Below are 20886 nucleotides of genomic sequence, written 5' to 3' on the forward strand. Positions count from 1 at the left end.
ATCGCATGACCGTCGCTCCGCGTTCCGCTCCCGACCTGGGGGACGGGACCTTCCTCAACCCCGTGCTGCCCGGAGACCGGCCCGACCCGGCGGTGCTGCGCGTCGGCGAGGACTACTACCTGACGTACTCGTCGTTCGACGCTTCGCCGGGGCTGACGATCTGGCGCTCGCCGGATCTCGTCAACTGGACGTTCGTGACCTGCGCGCTCGACAAGCCCGCGACGACGGTTTTCGCCCCGGACTTCATCGAGCACGATGGACGCTTCTACCTCTACATCCCGTTCATTCCGAGCGCCTGGTCCGACAGGATCCAGCAGCCGGAGATCTGGGTCACCCACGCCGACAGCCCGGAGGGGCCGTGGAGTGAGCCGACCTTCACCGGCGTCTCCGGCGCTATCGACCCCGGGCACGTCGTGGGGGAGGACGGCGAGCGGTACCTCTTCGTCAGCGGCATCCGTCGCTGCCGCCTGAGCGCGGACGGGCTGACGGCGGTCACGCCGCTCGAGCACGTGTACGACGGCTGGCGGTATCCCGACGAGTGGATCACCGAGGCCTATGCGCTGGAGGGACCGAAACTCTTCCGCCGCGGCGAGTGGTTCTACCTGGTCAGCGCTGTCGGCGGCACCGGGGGACCGGCGACCGGCCACATGGTGATCGTCGCGCGGTCCCGGTCGGTGCATGGCCCGTGGGAGAACGCGCCGGGCAACCCGATCGCGCGCACCTGGTCGGCCGACGAAGCGTGGTGGTCGCGCGGCCACGCGACGATCCTCGACGCTCTCGACGGATCGTGGTGGATGGTGTCCCACGGCTACGCGAACGGCTACCGGACGCTCGGCCGTCAGGCCCTGCTGGAGCCGATCGAGTGGACGGCGGACGGCTGGCCGGTCGCCGCGGCGAGCGATGTCGGCGTGCCGCTCGCCAGGCCTGTCACCGCTCGCAGCGCGTCGGTCCCCGTCGCGATTCCCGCACCCTCCGACGATTTCGCCGCCCCGGCCTGGGGTGAACGCTGGGTCTTCGACAACCCCGAGCCCGACGAGCAGGGCCGCGCGCAGTTCGGCGACGGGCTGATGCTCGCCGCGAAGGGCTCGTCCCCGTCCGACTCCTCGCCGCTCACGACGTGGGCGATGGATGAGGCCTACGAAGTCGAGGTGAGCGTCGAGGTGTGGGGAGGCGCGACCGGCGGTCTGCTCCTCTACTTCAACGACCGCATGTTCTTCGGGATGGGTTGGGACGGCGAAGTGCTGCCCAGCTATGCGGGCGGTATCCGCACACACTGGCGGGAGCCCGCAGAACCCGGCGCGACGATCGAGCTGCGACTCCGCAACGACCATCACATCGTCACCGGCTGGCACCGCCGCCCCGGCGAGGAGTGGACGCGGCACGGCGTCCGCTACGAGACCTCCGGGGCGCACTCGTCGACGATGAACGACCTGAAGAGCCTGCGGCCGGCGCTGTTCTCGACAGGCGAGGGCGAGGTCGTGTTCCGGGACTTCCGCTACCGCCCGCTCGCGGAGGATGCGGCGGAGGGGGACCGATGACCGTCGACATCGAGTCCCTGCTCGCGCGCATGACCTGGGAGCAGAAGCTCCTGCAACTGCAGATCGTGTGGAGGCCCTCCGCCCCGGAGCGGGAGGCCCTCATCCGCCGCGGCATCGGGTCCACCTTCTGGCCCCCGAGCGCAGAGGAGACGAACGCCGCCCAGCGGATCGCCGTCGAGGAGACCGAGCTGGGCATCCCCCTTCTCGTCGGGCTCGACGTGATCCACGGGCAGTTCACGATCTTCCCGACGCCGCTCGCCCAGGCGGCCGCTTTCGACCCGGCGGTCGCCGAGCTGGACGCTCGCGTCTCGGCGACCGAGGCCCGCTCTGCCGGCGTCAACTGGACCTTCTCCCCGATGGTCGACGTCACCCGCGACCCGCGCTGGGGACGCGTGGTCGAGGGCTTCGGCGAAGACCCGTACCTGTCCTCCGTCCTCACCGTCGCCAAGGTGGCCGGCTATCAGGGCAGGGCACTCGACACGGGCGACGCGCTCGCTGCCTGCCTCAAGCACTTCGTCGCATACGGAGCCGCCGAGGCGGGCCGCGACTACAACACGACGGACGTCTCCGACCGCCGCCTCCGCGAGACGTACCTCGAGACGTTCCGGGCCGGCGTCGAGGCCGGAGCCGCGACGGTCATGGCCGCGTTCAACGCGCTGAACGGCATCCCGATGCATGCCAACCGTGCCCTGCTGACCGGGGTGCTCAAGGAGGAATGGGGATTCGACGGCGTGGTCGTCGGCGACGCGGACGGCGTCGCACAGCTCGTGGACCACGGCGTGGTGGCCGACGAGCGTGCGGCCGTGGTCGCGGCGATCGACGCCGGTGTCGACATCGTCATGGGTGGGTCGCTGCTGGTGGATGCGGACGGCGTGGCGTTCGTCTCTCCGGATGAGCTCGCGGTCGCGCGGGTCGACGACGCGGTGCGCCGAGTCCTTCGCCTCAAGCAGAGGCTCGGTCTGTTCGAGCGACCGTACATGGACGCGTCCACCGCCTCGACGGAGGCCACCGAGCGGTATCGCCAACTCGCGCGACAGGCGGCGGAGCGGTGCACGGTGCTGCTGACGAACGACGGCGCGCTGCCCCTTCCCCCCTCGGGACGGGTCCTGCTCGCGGGTCCGTACGCGCGGAGCCTCGACCACCTCGGCACCTGGGTGCAGCATTTCGCGTCGCCGGTGACCGAGACGCTGGCGGATGCGCTGGCGAGCGAGCTCCCGGGAGTCCACTGGGACGTCGTCGACGGCTGCGGCTTCTTCGAGGCGACCGACGCCTCCATCGCCGAGGCGGTCGAGCGTGCCGCGGACGCCGACCTGGTCGTCCTCGCCGTCGGCGAACCGAGCCGGATCTCCGGCGAGGCCAGCTCGCGGGCGGACATCACCCTCCCGGAGGCGCAACGGCGCCTCATCCACGCCCTCGCCGATGCCGGTGCCCGCGTCGTCGTCGTTCTCGCCACCGGCCGGCCACTCGTCGTGGAGGACTGGATCGACCGCGTCGACGCCACTCTCTGCGTGTGGCACCTCGGCTCGGAGGCACCGGCCGCCATCGCCAGGACCCTGTCGGGCCGGGTGAGTCCGGGCGGTCGCGTCCCGATGACGTTCCCACGCGCGGTCGGCCAGGTGCCGATCCACTACGACCACGAGCGCACCGGCCGGCCGCCGCGCACCGGGGGCGCGCTGCTTCCCGAGACGATCGCCGGGTTCACCGGTCCGAACAACACCGACGACTACTACACGTCGAAGTTCCTGGACCTCCCCCTCGGTCCGCGCTTCGAGTTCGGTCACGGTCTCGCCTACACGACGTTCGCCCTCCACGACGTCGAGGTGTCACGGGATGTGGTCGGCGTCGCCGAGGCCGAGGCCGGCATCCACGCCACGGTGCGGGTCACGAACACCGGCGACCGCACGGGCGACGACGTCGTCATGCTCTTCGTCACGGATGAGGTCGCGTCGGTGACGCAGCCCGTGCGGCGTCTGCGCGGCTTCACCCGCGTCACCCTCGAACCGGGCGAATCGGCCACGGTCGCGTTCCGGATCGACGACGCGGACCTCCGCTTCTGGGCCGACGGTGTGCGCAGGGTGCTCGAGCCCGGAGACTTCACCCTCACCATCAGCGACGGCACCGTCGAGCACCGTCTCGGCGTGCGTCTGGAGAAGGCGGCATGACCCTCGAGCGCCTCCACGAGGTCGTGGCCGGCACCGTCCCCAACGCGATCATGCCGCTGTTCTGGCAGAAGGGCGGCCCGGTCGAGGTCGTGCGCGAGGAGATGGAGCGGATCGCGGACGCCGGTATCGGTGCGGTCATCCTGGAGGCGCGGCCGCATCCCGAGTTCCTCGGCGACGGCTGGTGGCGCGACGTGGATGCCGTGCTCGAGATCGCCCGGCGCCGCGGCATGAAGGTCTGGTTCTTCGACGACGACACCTTCCCGACCGGTCATGCCGGCGGAGCCGTAGAGGCCGCACCCGCGGACCTTCGCCGTCGCTTCGTCAGCGAGCGGCACACCGACGCCGTCGGCCCCGCGCGCGGTGCCTCCTTCATCGTGGAGCGTCGCGCACTGTGGGGGCCAGAGGCCGCGAAAGAACCCGGAGACCTGCTGCGGGTGCTGGCCTTCCCGCGGGCCGAGGACTCCGACGAGCTCATCGGCGACCCCGTCGACCTCACCGACCGGATCGTGGACGGCGTACTGCACTGGGACATCCCCGACGGCTGGTGGCGGGTCTTCTTCCTGAGCGTCGGCGAAGGCGGCAGCGTACGGCACGCACAGCACATCGACTACCTGAACGCCGCCTCCACCCAGCTGCTCCTCGACACGGTCTACGAGCGCATCCACTCGCGCTACGCCGACGACTTCGGCGCGACGATCGCGGGCTTCTTCAGCGACGAGCCCGGGCTCTACAACGACCCGGACACCTTCGATTTCGACTCGCGGCTCGGCAAGGCGGTGCCGCTGCCGTGGAACGACGAGGTCGCGGCGCTGCTGTCCAAGCGGCTCGGACGGGATGCTCTCCCGCTCCTGCCCCTGCTGTGGATGCCCGCCGGCGGACGTGAACGCGAGGTGCGGTACGCCTTCATGGACACGGTGTCTCGGCTGTACTCGGAGAACTTCAGCCGGCGGCTCGGCGACTGGTGCCGTGCGCACGGCGTCGAATACATCGGCCACGTCATCGAGGACAACGGATCGCACGCGCGGCTCGGCCCGGGTGCCGGGCACTACTTCCGGGCCATGGCCGGCCAGGACATGGCCGGCGTCGACATCATCGGCGGCCAGGTCGTGCCCGGGTTCTCCCGCGGACCGTTCGGCAACCTCGGCGGAGCGGCCGACGGGGAATTCTTCCACTTCGGGCTCGCCAAGCTCGCGTCGTCGGCCGCGCACCTCGACCCGCTGAAGCAGGGCAGGGCCATGTGCGAGACGATCGGCGCCTACGGCTGGTACGCCGGGCTGCGGCTGTTCACGTGGCTGACGAACCACCTCCTGGTGCGCGGGGTCACGCACGTGGTGCCGCACGCGTTCTCGCCTGCGCCGTTCCCGGACCCGGACTGCCCTCCGCACTTCTACGCGCGCGGCAACAATCCGCAGTATCCGCTGCAGCACCTGCTCAGCGCCTACACGAACCGCCTCAGCCACCTGCTCCAGAGCGGCGCGCATGTCGCCCCGTTCGCGGTGCTCTACCACGCGGACGCCGAATGGCTGGGCGAGGCGATGCCGTTCGAGCGGCCGCTGCGATCGCTGATGGAGGCTCAACTCGACGCCGACGTCGTCCCCGCCGATGCCCTCCCGGATGCCGGGGTGGACGGGTCGACCCTGACGCTCGGCGGGGAGACGTACGACGCGCTGATCGTTCCGGGCAGCGCCTTCTTGCCCGCCCACGTCGCACACGAGCTGCTGCGGCTGGATGACGCGGGGGTGCCGGTCGTCTTCGTCGATTCCGTCCCGGAGGTCGCAGGGTCTGGCGTCGACGCAAACGCACTGAAGCTGCGGTTCCGGCCGGTGTCCGTTACGGGACTGGTGGATGCGGTCCGAGGGATGAGCGACCGCGCCGTGCGCCTCGATCCACCGGCCGCATCGGTGCGTGTGCTGCGGCGCGACGCCGGCGATGCCGACGTGATCATGCTGTTCAACGAGTCGGTGCGGGACGACGTGCGCACGACGGCGACGCTCCCGCGTGCCGGAGAGACCGTGGCCCTCGACGCCGCCATGGGAAACCTCACGGAGGTGCCCGGCGAAACCGCCGCGGGATCGACATCGGTCTCGCTGGAGCTCTGCCCGGGGGAGGCGGTGGTGCTGCTCGTCGGCTCGCCGTCGGCGTGGGACGGACTCCCCGTCCGGCCGGCCGCCGAGCACGGCGACGCCGTCGAACTCGCGCCGACCTGGGCGGTCGCAACAGCGACGGCGACCGAGCCCGCGTTCTCCGACTGGGGTGAACTCGACGACCTGCGGCCCCTGAGCGACCCCGACCTCCTGCCGCGGTTCAGCGGCACGGCGCGATACACGGCGTCGTTCGACTCTGCGGGCGACGCGGCCGAGCACATCCTCGACCTCGGGGAGGTCTTCGAGCTCGCGACCGTGCGCCTCAACGGCGTCGACCTCGGCAGCAGAATCGCGCCTCCCTACGTCTTCGACGTGCCGGCGGGGGTGCTGGCCGGCAGAAACACCCTCGAGATCGAGGTGACGAACACGCTCGCGAAGGCGCAGCCCGACTTCTTCTCCGCGTTCGCCCAGCAGGACCCGAGCGGGCTGCTCGGGCCGGTCACCATCGCGGTACGGCAGCCGTTGCCCCGGAAGCCCCCCGCCCGGGAGGACGGCGCATGAGCGACAACCGGGCGGCGTTCGAGCGCTTCTGCGACCTCTTCTATACGCAGAAGCGCGTCGCGGACGCCTTCGCACTGCTCGTCTCGGACGACTATCGGCAGCACAATCCGAACATCCCCGACGGCCCGGCCGCCGCTGTGGAGGCTCTGACGCCGAAGTTCGACGGCAGCCCGGATGCGCGCTTCGAGATCCAGCGCATCCTCGTCGACGGCGATCTCGCGATGGTGCACGTCAAGGCTTCCCGACCCGGCGCACCCGACGCCGCGGTCGCGGACATCTACCGATTCGAAGGCGGCCGGATCGTCGAGCACTGGGATGTGCTGCAGCAGGTTCCCGTGCATGTCGCCCACGACCATCCGATGTTCTGAACAGGAGAACCCATGTACCAACTCGCACCCAACATCGAACTGCTCTTCACCGAGGCCGGCGACTACCACGACCGCGTGCGCGCGGCGGCCGCCGCAGGCTTCGACGCCGTGGAGATGTGGGGCCCGACCGGCGTCGACGCACCGACGACGCCGAAGGACCTCCCCGCGCTCAAGGCCGCACTCCAGGAGACCGGCACCACGCTCACCGCCCAGCTGTCGGAACCGCGCACCCAGTTCATGATCCCGCCGTGGGACCACTCGGAGTTCTACCGCAAGCTCGACGAGGGCGTCGCGATCGCACAGGATCTCGGCTGTCCGCGCATGGTCGTGGGGAGCGGGACCGGCTTCGGCGGGTGGAAGCGGCAGGTGCAGCTCGACAAGCTGATCGAGATCTACCAGAAGGCGATCGCGCAGATCGACGGCTCGGGCATCACGCTCGCGCTGGAGCCGGTCAACATCCGCGTCGACCACCCGGGCTCGCTGCTCGACCGCACCGCCGAGGCGGTGTACGTCGCGCGCGGCGTCGGCTCCCCGTACTTCGGCGTGCTCTATGACATCTACCACTCGGCCGTCGAGGGCGAGGACATGGCGGCGGAGCTGGCCAACGCGGGCGACCTGATCGCCTACGTGCAGCTCGCCGATGCTCCGGGCCGCGGCGAGCCGGGCTCCGGCGAGCTCGACTGGGCAGAGCGCCTCGGCATCCTCCGGTCCTCCGGCTACGACGGCCCGATCGGTCTCGAGTACTACCCGACGAAGGAGTCGGCGGCTTCCGCCGCGCTCATCCGCGAGCTGGCGGTGACGGCATGAGCCGCTATCCGGAATCCGTCGACGTCGCCATCGTCGGCAGCGGTCCCGCCGGTGCCACGTACGCGCGCATCCTGAGCGAGGAGGCGCCCGGCGCCACCATCGCGCTGTTCGAGGTCGGGCCGACGGTGTCGGATCCCCCCGGCGCGCACGTCAAGAACATCGAGGACCCGGTCGCGCGAGCCGAGGCGCAGGAGCGCTCGGAGGGCCCGGGCGCAGGCGCCGACACCGTGAGCTCGCCGGGTGCGGTCACCGCGGGCCAACGCCGGGGGCGCCCCGGCACGTACCTGCTCGAGGAGGGGTATCAGGAACCGGGCGAGGACGGCATGCCCGTCGTCGCCTTCTCCAGCAATGTCGGAGGGATGGCCGCCCACTGGACCGGAGCGTGCCCGCGCCCGGGCGACAGCGAGCGCATCCCGTTCCTCCCCGACCTCGACGCCCTGCTCGACGAGGGCGACCGGCTGCTCGGCGTCACGACCGACGCGTTCGACGGAGCGCCGTTCACGGCCCTCGTTCGCGAGCGCCTTGCCGCGGTCGTGGACGACGGCCGGCCCCCGGCTCAGCGGGTGCAGCGGATGCCGCTGGCGGTCCACCGGCGTGAGGACGGCCGCCTGGTGTGGTCGGGTTCGGATGTGGTGTTCGGGGACGTGACGCGTGCCAACGAGCACTTCACCCTGTACGACGAGTCGCTGGTCACCCGGGTGCTGCTGGAGGACGGCCGTGCCGCCGGCGTGGAGGTCCGCGATCGTCGCACGGGCGAACTGCACACGGTGCGCGCGCGCTTCGTCGTCGTCGCCGCCGACGCCCTCCGCACACCGCAGGTGCTCTGGGCCAGCGGGATACGCCCCGCCGCCCTCGGCCGCATGCTCAACGACCAGACGCAGGTGGTCTACGCCACCCGCATCCGGGATGCGGCGTCCGTGGCGAAGGACGCGGCCACGCGCACCGGCACCGGCACCGGTGACGTCGGAGCCGACGAGGTGATCGACGGAGCCATCAGCGAGCGCAGTGGCGTGAGCTGGGTGCCGTACACCGACGCGGTGCCGTTCCACGGCCAGGTGATGCAGCTGGACGCCTCCCCGATCCCGCTCGCCGACGACGACCCCGTCGTGCCGGGCTCGATCGTCGGGCTCGGCCTGTTCTGCGCCAAGGACCTGCAGTGGGACGACCGGGTGGCGTTCAGCGACGACGAGCGCGACTGGTACGGGATGCCCGCGATGCGCATCCACTACACGCTCACCGACCGCGATCACGCAGTGATCGCGCGTGCCCAGGACGAGATCGTCGAGCTCGCGAAAGCGGTGGGGGACCCGATCGGCGATCGGCCGTTCACCATGCCGCTCGGAGCCTCCCTCCACTACCAGGGCAGCGTCCGGATGGGGGAGACCGACGACGGCCGCAGCGTGTGCGGGCCGGACAGCGAGGTGTGGGCGGCGCCCGGGGTGTTCGTCGCGGGCAACGGGGTCATCCCGACGGGAACGGCGTGCAACCCGACGCTGACGTCCGTGGCGCTTGCGGTGAAGGGCGCTCGCCGCATCGCGAGCGTGCTCGCGGGCGACAAAGCCTTGCTTATGCAGCAAACCGACATTAGTCTGTAGAAACGTGGAAAAAGTAGTCAAGGAGGACTCGTGATCCCCGATCGCATCATCGAGCAGGGAACGCTCAAGACCAGCGGCACGCGTGCCGCGGTCGACGTGCGCATTCCCTGGTACCGTGCACTCCCGGCGTCCTGCATCGCAGGCGCCTCGCTGTCCGTGGATGGCGTGCCCGCTCCAGCCGAGACGCTCCGCTGGGAGCTCAACGGCCGCGAGCGCACCTTCGCCGAGATGGTCGACGACACCGAGTCGTGGTGGTTCCCCCTCGACTCGGCCGTCCTCTCCGGCGACGTGCCGGTCGCCGCGGACGGCGGCGAGCACGAGGTCTCCGTGGAACTCACGCTCTACATCCCGTACATCGTGATCGGCGAGAACGAAGTGCTTCACATCGAGGAGCACGACACCAAGACCATGAAGGCGGCGACGGCATGACCGGCAACCTCGGATCCCCGATCCAGGGCGTGACGCTGTACAGCTTCACGCGCGCATTCCACGCCCGCGAGTACGACCTCGAGGGCCTCATCCGCAAGGTCGCCGCCGACGGCTACGGCCCGGGGCTGGAGATCATCGGCTTCTCCAGCTTCCGAGGGTTCCCCGCCATCGACGACGGCTACGCCGGCTGGTTCCGCGACCTGATCGCCGAGGTCGGGCTGGTTCCGACGTCGCTCGCGATCAACGCCGACATCGGCATCCACCGCGACCGGCTGCTGAACCAGGACGAGCTCATCGAGTACATGCGTCGCCAGATCGAGGCGGCCGCGAAGCTCGGCTTCCCGATCGCCCGCGTGCAGATCTCGATCACTCCCGACTCGATGGCAGCGCTGGCGCCCATCGCCGAGCAGTACGGCGTCACGCTGGCCCTGGAGGTGCACGCCGACCAGTACGCGTCGCACCCGCGCATCCTCGCGCTGCGGGATCGCTTCGAGGAGGTCGGCTCGCCGTTCCTGGGCTTCACCGCCGACTGGGGCGCGACGACCGTAGGCTTCGCGCCGTCACTGCTGGAGGCCTACCGCCGCCGGGGCGCCACGGACGAGCTGCTCGGCCAGGTCGTCGACCTCTGGAACGAGTTCTACCAGGCGGGGCCGCCGGCGGACCAGGCCGACCACGGCCAGCGCTTCGGCCGCTTCATCGGCCTCGCCGCCCAGAACGGCCGGCCCGACCTCGGCATCGACTTCGCCATCAACGGCACCGGCCTGTTCGGCCCGGCACGCGTCGACGACTGGCTGGAGATCATGCCGTGGATCAAGCACGTGCACGGCAAGTTCTTCGGCATCGACGACGCCCACGAGGAGCCGTCTGTGCCGGTGCGCGACCTCATCGCGCTGCTCGCGGAGAACGGCTACAACGGCGCGATCTCGAGCGAGTACGAGGGCTGGCACTGGAACTACTGGCAGTCGCCGTTCGAGATCATCCGCGACGAGCAGGCCGTGCAGCGGTCGGCCGCGCAGAACGCCGGCAGCCGGATGGTCACCGACGCCGCGGAGGCGCGTGTCCAGCTGTCCGAGTGGCTGCCGAGCATCGAAGGAGCGAACCGATGACCGCGAACGACAACGCCGAAGCCGGCGGCATCGCCGGCACCGGTATCGAGCTGGGCACCACCCTCTACTCCATGACGAGCGAGTTCGCGGCCGGCGTCTTCACGCCGGAGACCCTCATCGCCGCCGTCGCCGAGAACGGCATCGGGCCGGGCGTGGAGTTCAACATCGCCCAGCTCCTGCGGACCTACCCCGACGTCGACGCCGAGTTCGAGAAGCTCTGGTTCGACTCGCTGGAGAAGTACGAGCTCGAGCCCAGCGCTGTCGGCACCAACCTCGACATGGGCCGTCGCAAGGACCGTGACATGACGCCCGAGGAGGAGCACGACTTCCTCGCCCGCCAGCTGAAGACCGCGCACACGCTCGGGTTCAAGCGGGTCGTCATCCGCTCGGCCGGCCGGGAGCTGCTGCGCAGCCTCCTGCCGCTGGCGGAGAAGTACGACCAGCGGCTCGGCTACGAGATCCACGCGCCGCAGGGGCCGAACGACCCCAAGGTGCTCGGGATCCGCGAGCTGTACGAGGAGCTCGGCAGCGACCGGCTCGGCTTCACCGCCGATTTCTCCTCCACGATGCACAGCCTGTCGCCGACGCTGCTGTCGCAGCTGGCCAAGATGGGCCTCGACGAGAAGCACTTCCCGGTGATGGACGAGATCTGGCACGAGCCGACGCCCATGCACGTGCGCAATCAGAAGTTCGAGGACTACCTCACCGGCGAAGGCGTGGACCCTGCTCGATTCGGTCCATTCACCCGGCTCGCGTTCAACATGCACGGCCTGGTGCCGCCGGAGGAGTGGCTCGACATCATGCCGCAGATCTTCCACGTGCACGCGAAGTTCTATGACATCGACGCGGAGGGCCAGGAGCCCGCGATGGACATCCCGCGCATCGTCCGCCAGTTCGTCGAGGGCGGCTACCGCGGGTACCTCTCCAGCGAGTGGGAGGGCCACGCCTTCTCCGACCTGGGGGAGGCCGATCCGATCGACCTCGTCAAGAAGCAGCACGCGCTCATGCGCCGCACCATCGAAGACGCCGTCGCCGGCGTCCCCGCCTGATCGAGGAGCACACACCATGTCAGACACCATCGCCGAGCCCACCGCCGCCCTCCGGGAGGAGCTGGCTGCGCTGCGCGAGGAGCTCGCCCAGACCCGTTCCCTCGCCCGCCGTGCGGCTGATCGCGGGGACATCGAGAACCTGTTCAGCCGCTACATGTACCTCCACAACGCGTTCCAGGACGAGCGGATCATCCCGCTCTGGGTGAAGGAGGGCACAGAGGGCATCCGCGCCCGCTACACGAACGCCGGCCAATACACCACGTGGGAGAGCGTCACCCGGTACCACCGCGACCGCCCGTCGCCCGTCGGCAAGCTGATCCTGCACGCGACCACCACCCCGGTGATCGAGGTGGCCGGCGACGGCGAGACCGCGAAGGGCGTGTGGCTGATGGCGGGCACCGAGTCGGGTCTCACCGATCCCGAGGTCGCCAAGAACAGCCCCGACTACATGTACTCACCCGGAGAGGTGCAGGGCAAGAAGGTCTGGGCGCACTGGGTCTGGTGCAAGTACGCCATCGACTTCCTGCGTCAGGACGGCGAGTGGAAGATCTGGAAGTTCCGCTGCTACGAGCTGGCCCGGGCGCCGTTCGAGGAGAACTGGGTGAGCTTCGGCGAGAAGAACCAGGACGCCTTCGACCTCGACCTGATGTACTTCGGCGACGACGGCAAGCCCGTGTTCATGCCGCCGGCGGACGAGCCGGTGCCGAGCGAGAACCACCCGTACAGCCCGTCGACTGTGCAGAAGCTCGAGCCCGAGCCTCCTGTGCCGCACGACACGTTCGCCGACACGTTCAAGTAAGGGATTCGGATCATGGCAACCCACAATTCGCTCTTCGCCGAGCAGGACGTCCGGCGCACCGCCGACGGCATCGCCGTCTCGGTGCAGCTGCCCTGGTACCGCAGCCTCTGGCTGTCCGCCGTCGACGACGTCGCGGCGAGCGTCAACGGGGTCCCGATCCCGCGCGACGAGCTCCGCTTCGAGCTGAACGGTCGCAGCTACCGCATCGAGGAGCTGCCTGAGCAGTCCGAGACGCTGTGGTTCGTCGCCGACCGGCCCGACGTCGTGATCCCGCTGGGCCACGCGCCGGAAGCGGGCGAGAAGCTCACCGTGGAGGTCGTGCTCACCATGCGCCTGCTCTACATGCAGATCATGCCTGGCGTCGACGGCGGCCCCGGCCGTTACGTGACCAACCGCGTCCCCGTCGAGCGGGAGCTGGTGCTGGCATGACCCTGCGGGTGGCGATGATCGGCTACGGGTTCATGGGGTCGGCCCACTCGGTGGGCTGGCGCCAAGCACCGGCCATGTTCTCTCTGCCCGAAAAGGTGGAAATGGCCGTCGTCGTCGGACGGAACGCGGATGCTGTCGCCCGGGCCGCCGAGCAGTGGGGCTGGGCCGAATCGGCGACCGACTGGCGGGAGGTGATCGCCCGTGACGACATCGACCTGGTCGACATCGTCACTCCCGGCGACTCCCACGCCGAGATCGCGATCGCCGCTCTGGAGGCGGGCAAGCATGTGCTCTGCGAGAAGCCCCTCGCCAACTCCGTCGCGGAGGCCGAGGCGATGGCGGAGGCCGCCGCCCGTGCTGCCGAGCGCGGGGTCGTCGCCATGGTGGGCTTCACCTACCGCCGGGTGCCGGCGGTCACGCTGCTCCGCGACCTGATCGCACAGGGCACGATCGGCGAGGTGCAGCAGGTCCGCGCCGCCTACCGGCAGGACTGGCTGGTCGACCCCCAGATGCCGCTGGCCTGGCGGCTCCAGAAGGAGCACGCCGGCTCCGGAGCGCTCGGGGACATCGGCGCCCACATCCTGGACATGACCCAGTTCGTCACCGGTCAGACGGTCGACGCGGTGACCGGTGTGCTCGACACGATCGTGAAGCAGCGACCGCTGCAGGCGACGGGATCCGGACTCTCGGGCAGCGCAGGCGAGGGCTACGGCGAGGTCACGGTCGACGACGTCGCGATCTTCACGGGCCGGCTGTCCGGCGGTGCGCTGGCCTCGTTCGAGGCCACCCGGTTCGCGACCGGGCGCAAGAACGCGCTCTCGATCGAGGTCTCGGGCACCGCGGGCGCGTTGCGCTTCGACCTGGAGGACCTCAACGCGCTGCAGTTCTACGACCGCACCGCGCCGGAAGAACTTCAGGGCTTCGCGAAGATCCTCGTCACCGAGCCGACGCATCCCTACGTCTCCGCCTGGTGGCCCGCCGGCCACTTGCTCGGCTACGAGCACGGCTTCAGTCACCAGGTCGTCGATCTCGTGACCGCCATCGCCGAAGGCACCCATCCGCATCCCACCTTCGCCGAGGGCCTGAGCGTGCAGCGCGCGCTCGCCGCCGTCGAGGAGAGCTCGGCGAACGATTCCGCCTGGGTCCGCGTCGCCGTGAGCGACCCGGTTTCCGCATACTGAAGGTCTCCGCAGACTGAATCCGCACACGGAAGAGGAGTCAACGATGACGCGACCGATCACCCTGTTCACCGGCCAGTGGGCCGACCTGCCCTTCGAGGAGGTGGCGCGGCTCGCCGGGGAGTGGGGCTACGACGGCCTCGAGATCGCTTGCTGGGGCGACCACCTCGATGTGTCCCGGTGGGATGACGCGGAGTACGTGCAGTCGCGCCGCGACATCCTCGAGCGCAACGGCCTGACGGTGTGGACGATCTCCAACCACCTCGCCGGCCAGGCCGTCTGCGACGACCCGATCGATCAGCGCCATCGCGACATCCTGAACGATCGGGTGTGGGGTGACGGCGACCCGGAAGGGGTGCGGCAGCGCGCCGCCGAGGAGCTGAAGCTGACCGCCCGGATGGCCGCAGCACTGGGCGTGAAGACGGTGACCGGCTTCACCGGCTCGTCGATCTGGAAGGCCGTTGCCATGTTCCCGCCCGCCTCCGACGAGTGGATCGCCGCGGGCTACCAGGACTTCGCCGACCGCTTCCACCCGATCCTCGACGTCTTCGAGGAGGTCGGTGTGCGGTTCGCGCTGGAGGTGCACCCCTCCGAGATCGCGTACGACTACTGGACCGCGAAGGCCACGCTGGAAGCGATCGGCCATCGTAAGAGCTTCGGCATCAATTTCGACCCGTCGCACTTCATGTGGCAGCAGCTGGACCCGGTGGCGTTCGTCCTCGACTTCGCCGACCACATCTTCCACGTGCACGTGAAGGAGTCGATCACCAACCTCGACGGCCGCAATGGCGTGCTCGGCTCGCACCTGCCGTGGGCGAACCCGCGACGCGGCTGGACCTTCGTCTCCACCGCGCACGGCGAGGTGCCGTGGGAGGCGATCTTCCGGGCGCTGAACTTCATCGGCTACACCGGCCCGACCTCCGTCGAGTGGGAGGACGCCGGGATGGACCGCCTCCAGGGCGCGCCGGAGGCCATCGCCTTCGTGCGCGAACTCAACTCGATCACCCCGCCCGACGCCGCGTTCGACGCCGCGTTCTCTACCAAAGCAGACTGATGCCCGATCCACTGGATGTGCTCATCCTGTCGGGCCACATGACCCGCGAACATGACAACGAGCACCGCAGCTTCCGCCTGCACAACCAGTGGATCACGACCCTGCTGGAGGACACCGGCCGGTTCCGGGTGCGGGTGGTGGAGGACCCGCGGGGGCTCGGGCCTCGGATCATCGACAAGTACGACGTGGTGATCGTCGTCTTCGAGGGCCGGGACGGCTACCACGAGAAGGCGACCGGCTTCGGCGCAGAGACGGATGCGGCTCTGCTGAAGTTCGTCCACGACGACGGTAAGGGGATCGTCTGGTTCCACGGCTCGGCCGCGCAGGAGGACGACTGGGGCTATCCGGACGAGTACAACGTCATGCGCGGTTCCCGGCTGACGGTGGCAGGAGGGCTCCGGCCCCGGCCATGGGGCGAAGCGCAACTGGACACCGTCGAGCCGCGGCACCCGATCACGGAGGGCATCAGCGCGCGCTGGACGGTGACGGGCGACGACATCCTCACCGGCGTGGAGATCCTGGATGGAGCCCAGGTGCTGCTCACGACCTTCGACGACCTGGAGTCGTACGAGAACGCGCCGGTCTGGCCCATGTCACACTACCCGGTCGCGATCTCGCCGGAGGGCGTCGCGGCGCTCCCCGGGATGAACACCGACCAGCCGATCGCGTGGATCAACGAATACGGAGCGGGCCGATCGTTCACCATCACCATCGGCCACGACATCGACACGTTCCGCCGCATCGAGTTCATCCGGATGTTCCCGCGCGGCGTCGAGTGGGCCGCCACCGGTGAGGTCGGGCTCAGCGGTCCCGACCGTCGCGGCGAGCGCCGGTTCCTGCCCTGGCCGTATTACAACCGCGAGGGCTGAAGGGCGGCCCCGACCAGGGACAGGTGCGCACGCGTCTGTTCCGTGGGGCTGGCGTCGAGCCACTCGTGCCCTCCCCACTCGCTGCACAGCGTGCCGGCGAAGCCGGGTGCGGCCCCACGCAGTAGGGCGCCGAGGTCGCGGAGCGGCTGCGAGACACGGTCGTCGGCGTCGTCGAGGTCCCAGAACTTGAGGTGGAACGCGCCGACCAAGGGCAGGATGCCGTGTACGGCGTCGACCGGCGACCGGCCGAACCGCACGAGCAGGTTCATGTAGAGAGCGTGGGCGGAGGGAGGCACCGCACCCGAGCGGAGGTGGGTCACCACCGCTTCCATCGTCTCCGGCTCCAGCCAGGCATCCGTCAGCCGCTGCAGCAGCGGCTCCGGGATGCTCGGCGCCAGCGCCGCGAGATACGCCACCGGCAGCGCCGGCATGAACATGCTGGTGTCGACGAGCAGCCGGATCCGCGAGTCGTCGAGAGTTGCGATGTCGTCGATGGCGCGCGCGACCGGCGGCATGTCGGGCGTCTGCTGGCCCTGCAGCTCCTCGTAGAGGGTCAGGTCCAGGTCGTGCAGCACGGGCTGCAGTCTGCGCAGCAGCGCGGGTCCGGCCTGCCCGATCGGCAGCCGCACGCCCGCTGCGCCGAGATCGTGTGCCGTGCGCAACTGCGGCAGGAGGAATTCGAGCCGCTCGTCGTCGTCACGCCTACGCGTGGGGCTCAGCCAGTCATCGAGGCTCGCTCCGACGACGCTGACCCGGCCTCCAGCGGCTTCGAGCCGCTCGCGCAGCTCCGCTGCCTCCGCCGTGGAGGTGGACGGGAACGATCGCCACAGCTGCCCGGGCTCGAGCTCGACGACGGTCGACACTCCTGAGGTCACGATCCCGACCGCTATGTCGGTCGACGGGCGCTCGGCGCGGATCACCTCCGGCGTCCAGTTGAAAGCGCTTGCCGCGAGGGTCCATGGCGTCGCGCCGACAACCTCCACCCGTCGCTCGCCTTCGAAGTCGAGCTCCAGCGGTGCGCCCTGTCCGCCCGGCAGATACGGGATCAGCAACCGGAAGGACGCACGGATCGTGTGCACCCCGGACGCGAGCGGGCGGCGGACGCGCAGCGTGAGCCGGTCCTGCACGAACCACCAGCCGTCGCCGCCCGGCACCTCGACGGAGCACTCGTCACCGTCGAGGTGGACCCGCACTCCCGAAACGCTCGACAGCGGCAGGGATCGGATCCACGGCAAGCGCAGACGGACGTCGAACCCGTCGGCGGTGGCGACCAGGGCGTCGTCGCCCAGGAACGGGATCATGCCGCCGCCGCTTTGATCCCCTCGATGCTCGGGCGCCCGTCCGCGAACCACCGGGGGAAGGTCACCTCGAACAGTTCCTCGATCGCCAGTTCGGCGCCGCCTCGCAGCGGCTCCCGCTCGTCGCCGACCGACCGCACGATCGACAGGTCGCGGGTCGCGAGCGGCAGCGAGAGCTCGTAGACGCGCTGACGCACCTCCGCCAGGAAGAGCTCGCCGGCTGCCGACAGAGCGCCGCCGACCACGATCACGCCCGGATTGAACATGTTCACGAGTGCGGCGATCGACTCTCCGATCAGCCGGGCCGAGCGCTGCACGAGCGAGATGGCGAGCGCGTCCCCGTCCTGGGCGGCGATGGACACGGACTCCGGGGTGATCGGCTCCCCGCGGGCGACCACGTTCGCGAGAACGCCGGTGGCGCCCTCCTGGAGCGCCCGCTCGGCATCCCGCACGATGGCCCAGCCGGATGCCTCCGCCTCCAGGCAGCCCAGCTTGCCGCACCGGCACGGCGTCGTCGAGTCGCGGACCCTGACGTGCCCGATGTCACCGGCGGCCCCGTTGACGCCGCGGTGGATGCGGCCGCGAGAGAGGAGGCCGGCGCCGATGCCGCTGCCGACCTTGCAGTAGATCAGGTCGACGTTGTCGTCGCGGCGATGAGCTCTCTCGGTGAGCGCCAGCAAGTTGACGTCGTTGTCCACCCAGACCGGCGCGTCGAAGCGCTGCTCGAAGCGGCGGCGCACGTCGAAGCCGTTCCAGCCGGGCATGATGGGCGGCGCCACCGGGGACCCCGTCTCGAAGTCGACGGGACCTGGAACACCGACCGCGACCGCCCACGCGGGGCGTTCCGGGTGGGATGCGAGGAGCTCGTCGAGCATCCCGAGGGCGGTGTCGATCGTCTCGGCGGGTCCACGGCCGATGTCCCACGCGCGGTGTCCCTCTGCGATGACCTCGCCATCGAGGGTGGCGAGGCCCACCCGGATGTGGAGGGCGCCGAGCGCGCAGACGACGATCATGGCCTGGTCGGCGCGGAAGCGGAGCGTTCGCGGCGCGCGGCCGCCGGAGGAGGGGCCGTACTCGCCGTCCTCCAGGAAGCCCATCTCGATCGCGGCCTCGACGCGCTGGGCGACGACACCACGGCCGAGCCCTGTGAGCCTGCCGATCTCGGGTCGCGTGTCGGCCTCGCCCGTGCGGACGAGATTTATCACGCGCAGGAGGCTCATGGCTTCGTCGGTCTGAGCGCCGAACCTGAGTGCGGAATCCCTAGCCATGCTTGATTCTGACACAACGACGGTGTCAAAAAGGCAAAACGGAGGCTACTTGCGTCGAAGTCGCTGAATCTTGCGCCGCTGTGAGACGGAAGAAAGAACGATGCCGACCAAGGAAATCAGTCTCATTGATCCCCGGCATAGCCGATACGCGGTTCCCTGATCCGGACGCTGCCTTGAAAGTAGAGACCGGGCATCACATTCGGCCCGTCTGGAAAGGATCAAGGATGATCAAGCTTCTCTCCCACTTGTCTTACGTGGAGATCACGTCCCCGGATGTCGAGGCGTCCGTGAAGTTCTACGAGGAACAGGTCGGTCTGACCGTCGTGGATCGCGTCGACGGAGCCGTGTACCTCCGCTGCTGGGGCGACTACTACGCGTACTCGGTCGTCGTCTCGCCCGGCACCGAGCCGACGCTCGCGACCATGGCCTGGCGCACGTCGAGCGCCGAGGCGCTCGAGGAGGCCGCCAAGCGCATCGAAGCCGCCGGCATCGAGGGCGAATGGCTCGACGATGTGCCCGCCATCGGCCGCGCCTACCGCTTCACCGGTCCCTGGGGCCACTCGATGACCCTGCACTGGGACGTCACCCGCCACCAGGCCCCCGGTCATGTCGCGTCCATCTACCCGGATCGTCCGGAGAAGCGCAGCAAGGTCGCGGGCGCCCCGCGCCAGCTCGACCACGTCACGATCGCGACCAGCGACGTCGACGGGTTCGCCGCTTGGTACAACGAGGTGCTCGGCTTCCGCATCATGGCCCGGACGGTGCTCGATGAGGCGCCCATCTCGGTCTTCTCGGTGCTCACCACGAACGAGAAGTCACACGACCTCGGCGTCGTCCTCGACGGCTCGACGCGCGCCGGACGCGTCAACCACTACGCGTTCTGGGTCGACACCTACGAAGAGCTGCTCATCGCGGCCGACACCCTGCTGGAGGACGGCGTCCCGATCGAGTACGGCCCCTCCATCCACGGGATCGGCGAGCAGACGTTCCTCTACTACCGGGAGCCCTCGTCGCTGCGCATCGAGCTGAACACCGGCGGATACCGGAACTACGTGCCCGACTGGCAGCCCAACACGTGGAAGCCGTCGCTCGGGTCGAACAACTTCTACCGCAACGGCGCCATGCCGATGTCGATGACCGAGTCGTTCCCGGCCGCCGACGGACCGAGCGCGACCGAGGAGGGCGTGCCCGACGAGATCAAGGAGGCGCTGCTCAACCCGTACGCCGTCCAGGGTCGCGGCTGACGATGACGGCACCGAGCGAGGACCCGGCGGACCTGAACCGCCAGGATCCGGAAGCCGAAATCGCTGCGCGGGCGGAGGCGTACCGCAACTGGGGCCGGTGGGGCGAGGATGACGTGCTCGGCACGCTCAACCTCATCGACACCGCCAAGCGGACGGAGGCCGCCGCCCTCGTCCGCGAGGGGTCGGCGATCTCCCTGGCGCAGTCCTTCGACATGAACGGCCCGCAGAAGGGATGGCGCCGGCGCACCAATCCGGTCCACACCATGCTCGACACCGGCACGGATGCGGAGCGCGGCACCCAGGGCTTCCCGCACGGGCTCGGTGGCGCCGACGACGTGATCGCGATGCCGCTGCAGTGTTCGACGCAATGGGACGGGCTGGGTCACATCTTCGACCACGGCTACGCCTGGAACGGTCGGCGAGCGGGAGACGTCGTCACGAGCGACGGCGACCTGGTCACCGGCATCGAGCACGCGGCCTCCGCGATCGTCTCGCGCGGGGTGCTGCTCGACCTCGGGCGGCACCTGCGGCCCGAGTCCGGTGAGCTGGAGGACGGTTACGCGATCACGGCCGCCGACCTCCGCTCGTGTGTGGATGCGCAGGGCGCGACGAGCGCGGTGGGCACCGGCGACATCGTCCTCGTGCGCACCGGCCAGCTCGCTCGTGTGCGCCGCGCCGGCTGGGGAGAGTACGCCGGAGGACCGGCCCCCGGCCTCTCGCTGACCACCGCCGGCTGGCTGCACGACACCGGGATCGCCGCGATCGCGACCGACACCTGGGGCTTCGAGGTGCGGCCGAACGAGTTCGACGTACCGGCGTTCCAGCCGCTGCACCAGGTCGTCATCCCGAACATCGGGCTCACCATCGGCGAGATGTGGGACCTGGAGGAGCTCGCGTCCGAGTGCGCCAGGCTCGGGAGATACGATTTCCTCCTCTCGGCCCCGCCGCTGCCGATCACGGCGGCCGTCGGGTCGCCGATCAACCCCATCGCGCTGCTGTAGCGGGGTCTCCGCCCAGCGGAGCATCCGGAAGCACAGCAGAGCATCCA

At 69.8% G+C, this 20886-nt stretch carries 18 protein-coding genes; 16 read left to right on the forward strand and 2 right to left on the reverse strand.

Annotation, left to right across the window (positions count from 1 at the left end; translation table 11 throughout):
* Window positions 1–5 precede the first annotated feature (5 nt).
* The 14 genes from AB4Z18_RS02635 to AB4Z18_RS02700 are packed head-to-tail and all read left to right on the forward strand — an operon-like array spanning window position 6 to window position 16028.
* A complete protein-coding gene (locus AB4Z18_RS02635) occupies window positions 6–1538 on the forward strand; it encodes a family 43 glycosylhydrolase (protein ID WP_441781150.1) in 1533 nt (510 codons plus the stop codon).
* Entirely contained in the window at window positions 1535–3700 is a 2166-nt protein-coding gene (locus AB4Z18_RS02640; protein ID WP_441781151.1) for a glycoside hydrolase family 3 N-terminal domain-containing protein, read from the forward strand. Before AB4Z18_RS02635 ends, AB4Z18_RS02640 begins: the two co-directional genes overlap by 4 nt.
* Window positions 3697–6345, forward strand: a complete 2649-nt coding sequence (locus AB4Z18_RS02645; RefSeq protein ID WP_441781152.1) for a glycosylhydrolase-like jelly roll fold domain-containing protein — start codon at window positions 3697–3699, stop codon at window positions 6343–6345. The genes AB4Z18_RS02640 and AB4Z18_RS02645 overlap by 4 nt, the downstream gene beginning before the upstream one ends.
* On the forward strand, window positions 6342–6713 hold the full coding sequence (locus tag AB4Z18_RS02650) for a nuclear transport factor 2 family protein (RefSeq protein WP_441781153.1): 372 nt from the start codon (window positions 6342–6344) through the stop codon (window positions 6711–6713). The genes AB4Z18_RS02645 and AB4Z18_RS02650 overlap by 4 nt, the downstream gene beginning before the upstream one ends.
* A gap of 12 nt (window positions 6714–6725) precedes the next feature.
* Window positions 6726–7520 (forward strand): TIM barrel protein, encoded by a 795-nt coding sequence (locus AB4Z18_RS02655; protein WP_441781154.1) that lies wholly within the window; start codon window positions 6726–6728, stop codon window positions 7518–7520.
* Window positions 7517–9115 (forward strand): GMC oxidoreductase, encoded by a 1599-nt coding sequence (locus tag AB4Z18_RS02660; RefSeq protein WP_441781155.1) that lies wholly within the window; start codon window positions 7517–7519, stop codon window positions 9113–9115. Before AB4Z18_RS02655 ends, AB4Z18_RS02660 begins: the two co-directional genes overlap by 4 nt.
* A 30-nt stretch (window positions 9116–9145) precedes the next feature.
* Window positions 9146–9544, forward strand: coding sequence for a C-glycoside deglycosidase beta subunit domain-containing protein (locus AB4Z18_RS02665; protein WP_441781156.1), 399 nt, complete (start codon window positions 9146–9148; stop codon window positions 9542–9544).
* The gene (locus AB4Z18_RS02670) at window positions 9541–10650 is read left to right on the forward strand and encodes a sugar phosphate isomerase/epimerase family protein (protein WP_441781157.1); all 1110 of its coding nucleotides are present in this window, start codon (window positions 9541–9543) and stop codon (window positions 10648–10650) included. The genes AB4Z18_RS02665 and AB4Z18_RS02670 overlap by 4 nt, the downstream gene beginning before the upstream one ends.
* Window positions 10647–11699 (forward strand): sugar phosphate isomerase/epimerase family protein, encoded by a 1053-nt coding sequence (locus tag AB4Z18_RS02675; RefSeq protein ID WP_441781158.1) that lies wholly within the window; start codon window positions 10647–10649, stop codon window positions 11697–11699. Before AB4Z18_RS02670 ends, AB4Z18_RS02675 begins: the two co-directional genes overlap by 4 nt.
* Before the next feature lie 16 nt (window positions 11700–11715).
* Window positions 11716–12498, forward strand: coding sequence for a nuclear transport factor 2 family protein (locus tag AB4Z18_RS02680; RefSeq protein ID WP_441781159.1), 783 nt, complete (start codon window positions 11716–11718; stop codon window positions 12496–12498).
* A gap of 12 nt (window positions 12499–12510) precedes the next feature.
* Window positions 12511–12927: a C-glycoside deglycosidase beta subunit domain-containing protein gene (locus tag AB4Z18_RS02685; protein ID WP_441781160.1), complete on the forward strand. Its 417-nt coding sequence runs from the start codon at window positions 12511–12513 to the stop codon at window positions 12925–12927.
* Window positions 12924–14108 carry a Gfo/Idh/MocA family protein gene (locus AB4Z18_RS02690; RefSeq protein WP_441781161.1) on the forward strand — a complete coding sequence of 395 codons (1185 nt, stop codon included), beginning with the start codon at window positions 12924–12926 and terminating at the stop codon, window positions 14106–14108. The genes AB4Z18_RS02685 and AB4Z18_RS02690 overlap by 4 nt, the downstream gene beginning before the upstream one ends.
* Before the next feature lie 43 nt (window positions 14109–14151).
* Complete coding sequence (locus AB4Z18_RS02695) at window positions 14152–15159, forward strand: sugar phosphate isomerase/epimerase family protein (protein WP_441781162.1); 1008 nt, start codon at window positions 14152–14154, stop codon at window positions 15157–15159.
* Window positions 15159–16028: a ThuA domain-containing protein gene (locus AB4Z18_RS02700; RefSeq protein WP_441781163.1), complete on the forward strand. Its 870-nt coding sequence runs from the start codon at window positions 15159–15161 to the stop codon at window positions 16026–16028. Before AB4Z18_RS02695 ends, AB4Z18_RS02700 begins: the two co-directional genes overlap by 1 nt.
* Here the strand turns inward: AB4Z18_RS02700 and AB4Z18_RS02705 are convergent.
* Window positions 16010–17329, reverse strand: a complete 1320-nt coding sequence (locus tag AB4Z18_RS02705) for a restriction endonuclease subunit R (protein WP_441781164.1) — start codon at window positions 17327–17329, stop codon at window positions 16010–16012. The two genes, AB4Z18_RS02700 and AB4Z18_RS02705, sit on opposite strands and share 19 nt — an antisense overlap.
* Window positions 17326–18594 (reverse strand): ROK family protein, encoded by a 1269-nt coding sequence (locus AB4Z18_RS02710; RefSeq protein ID WP_441781165.1) that lies wholly within the window; start codon window positions 18592–18594, stop codon window positions 17326–17328. The genes AB4Z18_RS02705 and AB4Z18_RS02710 overlap by 4 nt, the downstream gene beginning before the upstream one ends.
* Before the next feature lie 224 nt (window positions 18595–18818).
* Here AB4Z18_RS02710 and AB4Z18_RS02715 point away from each other — a divergent pair, with 224 nt between their 5' ends.
* Window positions 18819–19838, forward strand: coding sequence for a VOC family protein (locus AB4Z18_RS02715; RefSeq protein WP_441781166.1), 1020 nt, complete (start codon window positions 18819–18821; stop codon window positions 19836–19838).
* A 2-nt stretch (window positions 19839–19840) separates the two neighbouring features.
* Entirely contained in the window at window positions 19841–20839 is a 999-nt protein-coding gene (locus AB4Z18_RS02720) for a cyclase family protein (protein ID WP_441781167.1), read from the forward strand.
* The last annotated feature ends 47 nt before the right edge of the window (window positions 20840–20886 follow it).

Origin of the sequence: Leifsonia sp. 2TAF2, assembly GCF_052115085.1 — a bacterium.
Taxonomy (GTDB): Bacteria; Actinomycetota; Actinomycetes; order Actinomycetales; family Microbacteriaceae; genus Leifsonia.